General features: G+C 37.6%; 8 protein-coding genes and 1 pseudogene. 5 read left to right on the top strand and 4 right to left on the bottom strand.

Annotated elements, in window-relative coordinates:
- A pseudogene (locus AC1W31_RS19300) lies at positions 1-419 on the bottom strand (excinuclease ABC subunit UvrA); the annotation flags it as partial.
- Between the two features lie 461 nt (positions 420-880).
- Here AC1W31_RS19300 and AC1W31_RS19295 point away from each other — a divergent pair.
- The 5 genes from AC1W31_RS19295 (at position 881) to AC1W31_RS19275 (ending at position 7,909) form a co-directional block, all read left to right on the top strand.
- The gene (locus AC1W31_RS19295; protein WP_481736131.1) at positions 881-1,453 is read left to right on the top strand and encodes a hypothetical protein; all 573 of its coding nucleotides are present in this window, start codon (positions 881-883) and stop codon (positions 1,451-1,453) included.
- A 5-nt stretch (positions 1,454-1,458) separates the two neighbouring features.
- On the top strand, positions 1,459-1,698 hold the full coding sequence (locus tag AC1W31_RS19290; RefSeq protein WP_481736130.1) for a hypothetical protein: 240 nt from the start codon (positions 1,459-1,461) through the stop codon (positions 1,696-1,698).
- Positions 1,699-1,761: 63 nt separating this feature from the next.
- Positions 1,762-3,759 (top strand): CHU_0125 family OmpA-like outer membrane integrity protein, encoded by a 1,998-nt coding sequence (locus AC1W31_RS19285; RefSeq protein WP_481736129.1) that lies wholly within the window; start codon positions 1,762-1,764, stop codon positions 3,757-3,759.
- Between the two features lie 223 nt (positions 3,760-3,982).
- Positions 3,983-5,473, top strand: a complete 1,491-nt coding sequence (glpK, locus tag AC1W31_RS19280; RefSeq protein ID WP_481736128.1) for a glycerol kinase GlpK — start codon at positions 3,983-3,985, stop codon at positions 5,471-5,473.
- A gap of 198 nt (positions 5,474-5,671) precedes the next feature.
- Positions 5,672-7,909, top strand: a complete 2,238-nt coding sequence (locus tag AC1W31_RS19275; protein ID WP_481736127.1) for a pseudouridine synthase — start codon at positions 5,672-5,674, stop codon at positions 7,907-7,909.
- Between the two features lie 264 nt (positions 7,910-8,173).
- Here the strand turns inward: AC1W31_RS19275 and kduI are convergent, their stop codons facing one another.
- From kduI to AC1W31_RS19260, 3 genes are all read right to left on the bottom strand, one after another.
- A complete protein-coding gene (gene kduI, locus AC1W31_RS19270; RefSeq protein ID WP_481736126.1) occupies positions 8,174-9,004 on the bottom strand; it encodes a 5-dehydro-4-deoxy-D-glucuronate isomerase in 831 nt (276 codons plus the stop codon).
- Positions 9,005-9,194: 190 nt separating this feature from the next.
- Entirely contained in the window at positions 9,195-9,803 is a 609-nt protein-coding gene (locus AC1W31_RS19265; protein WP_481736125.1) for a porin family protein, read from the bottom strand.
- 193 nt (positions 9,804-9,996) lie between these two features.
- Positions 9,997-10,278, bottom strand: a 282-nt coding sequence (locus tag AC1W31_RS19260; RefSeq protein ID WP_481736124.1) for a DUF6249 domain-containing protein, incomplete at its 5' end; no start/stop codon positions are given.

Genomic DNA, 10,278 nt, shown 5'->3' with positions numbered 1-10,278 from the left:
GGCGAAATCGTTACGCCCGCTCGTGCGAAGAGTAATTTCAGATAATCATAAATTTCGGTAGTTGTCCCAACCGTTGAACGGGGATTTTTAGTCGAAACTCTCTGTTCGATGGCAATGGCAGGAGAAATGCCCCTAATGTAATCCACATCAGGTTTCTCCATACGTCCTAAAAATTGCCGAGTGTAGGAGCTTAGACTTTCCACGTACATTCGTTGTCCCTCCGCAAAGAGCGTATCAAAAGCCAAAGACGATTTTCCCGAACCCGATAAACCCGTGATAACGACTAATTTATTGCGAGGAATGGCAACATCAATATTTTTTAGATTATTAACTCTTGCCCCTTTGATAAGGATAAAACGCTTCGGGTCAAGGTCTTCGATTGAAGTATGATTTTGATTAGTAATTTCAGTAATATTCATGAATTTATGGAATGGCGATTAGGTTTTCAGTAAGGCTAACCCCAAAAATGAGTCTAATTATTGTAACAAAGATAACAAATTTTGTAAATGTTTAGTTGCGGGAAAAGGCGGATAAATTAACGATATATCCAAAACCCCAGAGGGGTGTCATACTGGTAGAAAAATGATAAATCCCTACCAATAAGCCCCATCGGGGCGATATGTTAATTTGTAAGATTGGAATTTACGATAACGACTGACTTTACATTTCGCTCCGATGGCGCTTGTTTTCCCATTTCTAATATCTTCTACCAACATTACGCCCCGACGGGGCTATCCTATTTTTAACTATCCAACCACGCCAAATACATAATTATAAAACAAAACAATCAAATCCTGCAAAAGAATGTTTAGTATCTTGCAAGAAAATATAGTTTATTTACGTTTATAAAGACATACAAATAACAAAAATAATCACAACCATGAAAAAGTTTCTTTTCTTTTTAGTTTTATCAATTGTTTCATATACAAGTACTTACGCCCAAGACCCCATCGTAATTAAACAAGACAGTTCTGTACGTGATTTAGATGAAGAACAAGATGTGAGAGATTTACCTTTTCGTCAGCGTATTAGAATTGGTGGAGGCATCGGAGGTTTACAGTTTGGAAACCCAACCGTAATTAGTGTTTCGCCGATGGTAGGGTATCAGGCTACAAATGATTTTACCGTTGGATTAGCCTTTGATTATCAATATTATAAGTTAACTTATAATCCTAACGCTTTAAATTTCTATGGACCCAGAGTATTTGGACAATATCGTTTGCAATTTTTAGAGGGAATACTTTCAAAGGCATTTGCTCAAGGCGAGATACAAAAATATTTTATTGCTTCGGCAGGTCAATCAGTTACTTATGACCCTCAAGTTTTGGCTGGTCTTGGTGTCGGATTCGGAGGATTTCAGATAACGGCACTCTACAATTTTTCATATAGTGCAACGGCTCTTTCTCCTTATGGTAGCCCAATTGTAATCAGAGTTGGTGGGTTTTTCTTCTAATATTGATGGCAGAAAAAGAAAATATATTCCAGAATCTCCGTCCGATTTTGATTTCTGTAATCATTGGAATTCTACAAGTTTTCCTTTTTGCAGAATTATTAATTATTGCTGTAATGGCTTATTCTTGGAAAAAAGACCCACAATTATTTATACAAAATCATACCGATAAAGGATTTATTGTATTGGTGATTGTTTTGATTTTGACGTATTTAGTAAAACGAAATATTCATAAATTAAAAAATTAGAAAGGAAGCCTTCGCTTTGAGCGAAGGCTTCCTTAAAATTAGGAAAATAACACAAATACTTTCATGCAAAAATTGCGTACTTCTATATCGTTTCTAATAGCAATTGTTCTGTTAAACAGTTGTAATTCTGCCTTGCAATCATTCAAGAAAGGTCAGAAAAAATTTGATAATGGCGAATATGAATTGGCTATTAAAGAATTACAGAAATCATCGGCGGCTGGCTATGAATCGGGCAAAACCAATTATTTGATTGCAGAATCATACCGACTTTCAAATCGCCCTTTAATGGCAGGAGATTATTACGAAAAAGCCTTGACTACGGGTAGCAAAGAAAACGATTTGCGTTATCATTTGGCCACAACTCAAAAGATGCGAGGCAGGTATAAAGAAGCGAGCGAAAACTTGGAAAAATACCTCTCAGGCATTCCAAGCAAGGAATTGAAACTGAAAGCTCAAACTGAAATTGATCTTTTACCCGAAATTGAGGCCTTAGCAAATAAGAAAACGTACATCGAAATCAAACCTATGAGTTTGAATTCTACGGGTACAGAATTTGCACCAATTCCACAGGGAAACGAATTGATTTTCACGGCTTCACGTAAGGATGTGATTTATAAAAATAATGGTTTGCCATTTTTAGGATTGTATCGTGCGTCCTTGAATACGCCCACTGAAATTGGAACGCCAACGCTTTTTAGTGCTACTATTTTCAAAGACAATGCCAACGAAGGAACGCCAACGTTTTCAAAAGATGGCAAAATGATGGTTTTCGCACGGGGAAATACGGGCAAACGCTCAGACGCTTCTCCCGATGTCGACTTGTATATTTCCAAAAATATTGATGGCGTTTGGTCGGAACCCGAAATGATTTCGGTATCCGATTCTTTGGCTTGGGACGGTTCGCCCTCTTTTTCTGCCGATAATAAAACCTTGTATTTTAGCTCAAATCGTTCGGGCGGAAAAGGCGGAATTGACCTTTATCGTGCCAATATTGACAATGCAGGCAGATTTGGAAGAGCGATTAATATGGGTTCGGATATTAATACGCCGGGCGATGAAATGTTTCCGTATGTTTCATCCGATGGGAAATTGTACTTTTCTTCGGATGGTCACGCTGGCATTGGTGGTTTAGATTTATTTACGGCCACTCGGGTAAATGGTGAAATTAAAGTTGAGCATTTAGGAATCCCTTTAAATTCTCGCTTTGATGATTTTGGATTAGTGGCCATTGATTCAACCAAAGGATATTTTGCTTCAAACCGTGATTCTGGAAAAGGAGACGATGATATTTATTACTACGAAAATACACAACCTGGAAAAAAATACGAAGTTCCACCGCCAGTAATTGCCAAAGTTGAACCTCCAAAAAAGAAAACCATTCGATATTTTTTAGCGGGAAATATTACGGATGATAAGAGCCAAGCCCTTGATTCTGTGAAAGTTGCGATTATTGATAATTCAACTAATCAAGCCATTGAGGAGGTTTATACCAAAGGAGAAGGCACTTTTGGGAAGGTGAAAATGGATGAAGAAAAGACTTACACCATCGTCACCGAAAAGAGAGGATATTTCACCAAACGTGAGCCTTTTACGATGGTCGGAAAGTCAGTTCCATTGGATAAATTGACCAAAGCAGAGACTGATACTACCTTTTATGCCAGTATAAAAATGACAAAACCAGAGGTAGGAAGAGATATTACGACAACGTTCAGTATTGCTCCAATTTATTATAATTTAGATAAATCCGACATCAGAAGTGATGCTTCGCCAGAATTGGATAAAATTGTACAAATATTAGTTGACAATCCTAATATTAAATTAGAATTAGGCTCACATACTGACTCACGGGCTACGTCTGAATACAACCAAAAATTGTCACAAAGACGGGCAGAATCAGCCGTTAATTATATCATTTCACGAGGAATTTCATCTACTCGTATTGTGGCAAAAGGTTACGGAGAAAGTCAATTAGTAAATCAATGTGCCGACGGAATTCCATGTTCGGAAGAAGAACACCAAGCCAATCGTAGGACGGAGTTTAAGGTTTTAGAGGTGAAATAATTGAGATAACTAATTAGACCAAGGATTTTACGGATTCAACAGATTTATACGGATTTTTTTAAATTTTATCCGTGTAAATCTCTTAAATCCGTAAAATCCTTGGTCTATTTTTTTTTGTGGTAAATAGTTTCCTATCAAATAATCCAACATCTTATCCTCATAAATTATCTCGCTTTAATGATATTTTATATCTTTACGAATCATTCATCTAAAAACATTATTCATGTACATAGGCTCAATTGACCAAGGCACAACCAGCACTCGTTTTATTATTTTTGACAAACAAGGAAATCAGATTTCGGTCGGACAAAAAGAACACAAACAGATTTATCCACAAGCAGGTTGGGTTGAACATGACACAAACGAAATTTGGCGAAATACCCAAGAAGTTATTGGTTTAGCGTTGGGTAAAGCCAATCTTTCTGCTACTGATATTGCAGCCGTTGGTATTACTAATCAACGTGAAACTACCGTTGTTTGGAATAAAAATACTGGGCAACCTTATTATAATGCCCTCGTTTGGCAGGATACCCGTGTGGGAAATATGGTGGTGGAATTAACGAAAGACGGTGGCGCAGATAGATTTAGAGAAAAAACGGGTTTGCCTTTGGCTACGTATTTTAGTGGACTGAAAATCAAGTGGTTATTGGAAAATGTGGAGGGGCTTCGAGAAGATGCTGAAATTGGAAATGCCGTTTTTGGCAATATGGATACCTTCATTATTTGGCATTTGACGGGTGGAACGGATGGCGGAATCCACATTACGGACGTAACAAATGCGAGTCGAACCCAATTAATGGATTTAAAAACTTTGGCTTGGGACGATGAAATCTTGGCAACTTTGAATATTCCAAAAGCCATGTTACCAACCATTAAATCAAGTAGCGAAATTTATGGTGAAGCTCGTGGCGTGTTGGCGGGCGTACCCGTTGCAGGAATTTTAGGCGACCAACAAGCTGCATTGGTCGGACAAACTTGTTTTGCCCCAGGAGAAGCCAAAAATACTTACGGAACGGGTTGTTTTATGTTGATGAACACAGGTATAAAAATCACGCCTTCCACTTTTGGACTACTCACAACCGTAGCTTATCAGTTTGGAAATCAGCCCGTTAATTATGCACTCGAAGGTTCAGTTGCCATTGCGGGGTCTTTGGTTCAGTGGCTTCGTGATAATTTGGGCATCATTAAAAAGAGTTCGGACGTGGAGACTTTGGCGAATACCGTTGAAGATAACGGCGGTTGTTATGTCGTCCCTGCATTTTCGGGTTTATATGCCCCTTACTGGAAAGCCGATGCTCGTGGAATTATTGCGGGTTTAACCAGCTACGTAAACAAAGCGCACATTGCAAGAGCAGCTTTGGAAGCAACCGCATTTCAGACTTTGGAGGTTTTGGAGGCAATGGAAAAAGATTCTGGTATCAAGATTTCTTCGCTTCGGGTAGATGGTGGAATGGTTGTAAATCAAACACTGATGCAATTTCAAGCAGATTTGGTGGAAGTACCAGTCGTCTGTCCAGCCATGATTGAAACTACTGCTTTGGGTGCCGCCTACGCCGCAGGTTTGGCCGTTGGTTATTGGACAGATTTAGACGATTTAAAACAAAATTGGGGAATTGCCCACACGTGGAAACCCAATATGAAGGCTTCAAAAAGAGATAATTTGGTTCATTATTGGAAAAAAGCAGTGGCAAGAAGTTTTGATTGGGAGGAGTAAAAAAATAAACTTAAAAATTGTATTATAAAAAGTTTTTTTTAAAACCCTTAAATAATCGTACCTTTGCAGTCCATTAAAAGAAAAGTAAGCTAAATCGTTGAAATTTAGTTATTTACAGGGCGTAAATATTAGTTTTAATTGGGATTAATAATATTTTTTTTACAGCAGTGATGTTGCAATATTTTAACAAAAGAAAAAATGAGAAAGCGAATCGAAAAAGTTGATTTGACTCCCGAAAGAAGGGAACAGACTCGTCAAAGAAAAGACGATGTAAGCCGTGAATTAGGACGTGAAGTGCCTGTAAGAAAAACCTACGGAGATAGTGACGAGAGAAAAGAGTTTGGCGGAGAACGCAAACCTTACGGAGAGAAAAGAGAATTCACAGGTGAAAGAAAACCGTTTAATGCTGACGAACGTAAACCTTACGGAGAAAAAAGAGAATTTACAGGCGAAAGAAAACCTTACGGAGAGCGTCCAGAAAGGAGAGAATTTACTGGTGAAAGAAAACCTTTTAATTCTGACAAACCCTACGGCGAAAGAAAGGAATTCAGCGGCGAACGTAAACCTTACGGAGAGAAAAGAGATTTCAATTCGGGTGAACGTAAACCATACGGAGAAAAAAGAGAATTTACGGGTGAAAGAAAACCGTTTAATGCTGACAAACCTTACGGAGAAAGAAAAGAATTCACTGGCGAACGTAAACCTTACGGAGAGAAAAGAGAATTTAATTCAGGTGAACGTAAACCCTACGGAGAAAAAAGAGAATTCAATAGCGAACGTCCAGAAAGAAGAGAATTTACTGGCGAACGTAAACCATACGGAGAAAAAAGAGAATTCAATTCGGGTGAACGTAAACCTTACGGAGAAAAAAGAGAATTTACAGGCGAAAGAAAACCATTTAATTCTGACAAACCTTACGGCGAAAGAAAAGAATTCGGTGGAGAGCGTAAACCATACGGAGAAAAAAGAGAATTCAATAGCGAACGCCCAGAAAGAAGAGAATTCACTGGCGAACGTAAACCATACGGAGAAAAAAGAGAATTTACAGGCGAAAGAAAACCATTTAATTCTGACAAACCTTACGGCGAAAGAAAAGAATTCGGTGGAGAGCGTAAACCATACGGAGAGAAAAGAGAATTCAATAGTGAACGCCCAGAAAGAAGAGAATTTACTGGCGAACGTAAACCTTACGGAGAAAAAAGAGAATTCAATAGCGAACGTCCAGAAAGAAGAGAATTTAATTCGGGTGAACGTAAACCTTACGGAGAGAAAAGAGAATTTACGGGCGAAAGAAAACCATTTAATTCTGACAAACCTTACGGAGAGAAAAGAGAATTTACTGGTGAAAGAAAACCTTACGGAGAACGTTCAGCACCAGCATCTGGCGAACGTAAACCTTATGGTGATAAGCCCCAATTTAGTTACGGTAATGATAAAAGAAAACCCGTTTCTAAAAGATTTGATAAAGGAGATTTCAATAAGCCCCGTCCAAGTTTTGGGGATAAACCTTCTTCCGAGGAAAAAAAAAGCCGAGGCGAGGGAAACGATAAACCAGAGAAGTCTTATGGATCAGCAAAAGTAAATTTTGGAGGAAAAAATCTCTTTAAAGCGCATAATCCAGCGGAACAATCTGATAAATGGACACCAACCTACAAAATAGGTCAATACAGAGATACTGCTCCGAAGAAAGTTCAGAAGAAAATGGAAGCATCTGAGAAGAAAAATAGCTCTGAAATTCGATTGAATCGTTTTATTGCCAATGCAGGAATTTGTTCACGTCGTGAAGCAGATGACATTATTAAGGCAGGAGAAATAACGGTAAACGGAGAAGTTGTTACTGAAATGGGGCATCAAGTTCAACCTGGTGATGTGGTAAAAATGGGTAATAAAAAGTTGAGTCGTGAGAAAATGGTGTACGTTTTAATTAACAAACCCAAAGATTTTATCACCACAACAGAAGACCCAGACGACCGCAAAACGGTAATGGATTTAGTGAAAAATGCTTGCGAAGAACGTATTTATCCAGTGGGTCGTTTAGACAGAAATACAACGGGTTTATTACTTCTAACGAATGATGGAGAATTAGCGGATAAATTGACGCATCCTTCAAACGAAGTTGAAAAATTATATCAAGTAGAGCTTGATAAACCTTTAACAGCCGAACATCAAGAGCAAATTTTGAAAGGAATTACTCTTGAAGATGGCGAATTTAAAGCGGATGAAGTAGGAATTGTTACGCCAGATAACATGGTGATTGGCATCAAAATTCACTCGGGACGTAATCGTATTGTAAGACGTTTGTTTGAATCTTTGGGTTATGACGTACTAAAACTTGATCGTACAACTTTTGCAGGATTGAACAAAAAAGACCTTCCACGTGGTTCTTGGAGATTCTTGACTGAGAAAGAAGTGGTTAAATTGAAGTTTTTTAAATAGGCATTACAGCGTTTTATTGATGGCATGACTTTGAGTCATGCCATCAATTGACAGAAAAATAAGCTTCTGATTTTCAGGAGCTTATTTTTTTCAATCAATCCTATTTTCCTGCACTATTTTTAAGCCATAAAAATGCGACAATAAGTACGAGATTCCCACTAATAAAACAAAAAGCCCACGGATTGAACGGATTAGACACAGATAATTTATAAAAATCCGTATCTAATCCGTTCAATCCGTGGGCTTTTAAAATATTAAAAACAACTATCGCAATTCAGCAATAGGAGCAAAGTCCATGTCCGTAAAATCTAAATTTTCTCCTGCCATTCCCCAAATAAATGAATAATTGGTGGTACCGGCACCTGAGTGAATCGACCACGGCGGTGAAAGAATCGCTTGATGATTTGCCACGACCAAATGACGAGTTTCCTGTGGTTGTCCCATCAAATGAAAAACTCGGTGGTCAGCGTTGAGGTCGAAATATAAATAGGCTTCCATACGTCTATCGTGTACGTGAGCGGGCATTGTATTCCAAATACTGCCAGGTTTCAGAACCGTCAATCCCATCACTACCTGGCAACTTTGAAGACCATCTCGATGAATATATTTATAAATGGTACGTTCGTTAGCCGTTTCTTGGCTTCCCAACGTTACGGGCGTAGCTTCTTCCTTACTCATTTTGCGAGTCTCATACGCATGGTGAGCGGGAGCCGATAACAAGAAAAATTGAGCGGGGTTTTCAATATGAGTACTGGTAAATACGACTGATTTTGACCCTTTTGCTACATAAAGTGCATCCAATTTAGATAAAGGAAAAGTTTTGCCATCTACCGCAATTTCTCCATCGCCCCCTACGTTAATTATTCCAATTTCACGACGTTCTAAAAAATATTCAGATTTTAAATTATCGTACGTTGGTAAAGTAATGGCTGTATTTACAGGCATAGCACCACCTATCACCACACGGTCGTAGTGGGTATAGTACATCTTGATTTCATTGTTTTGAAAGATAGATTCAATCAAAAAATTGTCTCTTAGTTGTTGAGTATTAAAGCTTTGTGCTTCTCTCTGACTGATAGCTTGATAAATTTGCATAATAGCGTTTTGGAGTAGTGTTAAAGGGTTTTAAAAATTATTTTAATTAGTACAATTGTAATATCATAAGTCTATGAATGCTATTTTATACTGAATGAAAATAAAAACGGCTAATTATCAAGGACATTTTCTTGATAATTAGCCGTTTAAAATATGGACATTCGCACTTTACTCTCTAATTTGTACAAAATTATTTTTTACCGAAGCTAAATGATACATACGCTTGGATGCCCGTGTTACGCATTTGAAAATAATCCGATAAATTTTTATTATTAGTGATTGCAAAATCTTTATTTACGTCCGTCATTCCTAAATAATAACGACCCCCAAGCGATATATTATCCAATACTTTATATTCAACCCCCGCTACTGCACCAGCATCGAAATTATTGAAAAGCCCTTTGTAAGTAATTGAAAATAAGTCATTTATAACGCCAACCCGAGAATTAACCATGTAACTAACTTGTGGGCCAACCTGTAATTCTAATCCTTCTGCTACTGGAAAAGTTATTAATAGTGGAACTGAAACGTAGTGAATTCCAACATTACCAACGCTCGCAACTTTAAAACCCTGCATTGAATACAAAATCTCTGGTTGGAAGCCAATTTTATCGGTTAATTTCAACTCTTTGATGGCAATCCCGGCATGAAAAGTTTCTTTTGGCGTGAAAATATTGGCTGGTTCAGGCGATACCAAAACGTCTGAGTGAGAATATCCTACTTTGAAAGCAACACTTTGAGCATTGATATTTGTGAAGGCAATAAAGAAGAGGGCGATGGCTGCAATTAACTTTTTCATGATTTCTATTTGTTATAATTTGGTTTAAATATTCAAATCTGAACTTATAACGCAGAAAGTCTTCGGAGGTAAGTTAATGAAACGTTAATGCTTGTTAAGTATATGTTAATGGTGAAATAGTAAAGAAAATGCCCCTATTTTAAACAAATAGTTTGCTTAAAATAGGGGCATTAAATTCCTGATAGCTAAGTATTTAGTCTTGTTTTATGGAGTTATTCTTTTTGTCTAAATTCATTTGATAAAAATAGGATCCTAAAAGGCCTAAACCACCAAAAATAAATATCATTGAAAAATGGGCAGTATCTCCATCAAGATTTGTTAAACTTTCTAATAAAGAACCCATCAATAAGCCAATTCCAAAACCAACCAAAACAAACCCCCAACGCAGCGAATGGCTTGGATTAACTTCATGCGAAGTTTTTTGTGGAGGAACAATTCCTTTGGCAATCATGGCCATTCTTTCGTCATTTTGATA

Source organism: Arcicella sp. (assembly GCF_964672035.1).
Note: the sequence above shows the minus strand (reverse complement) of the source record. Positions and strands in the feature narration are given on the sequence as shown.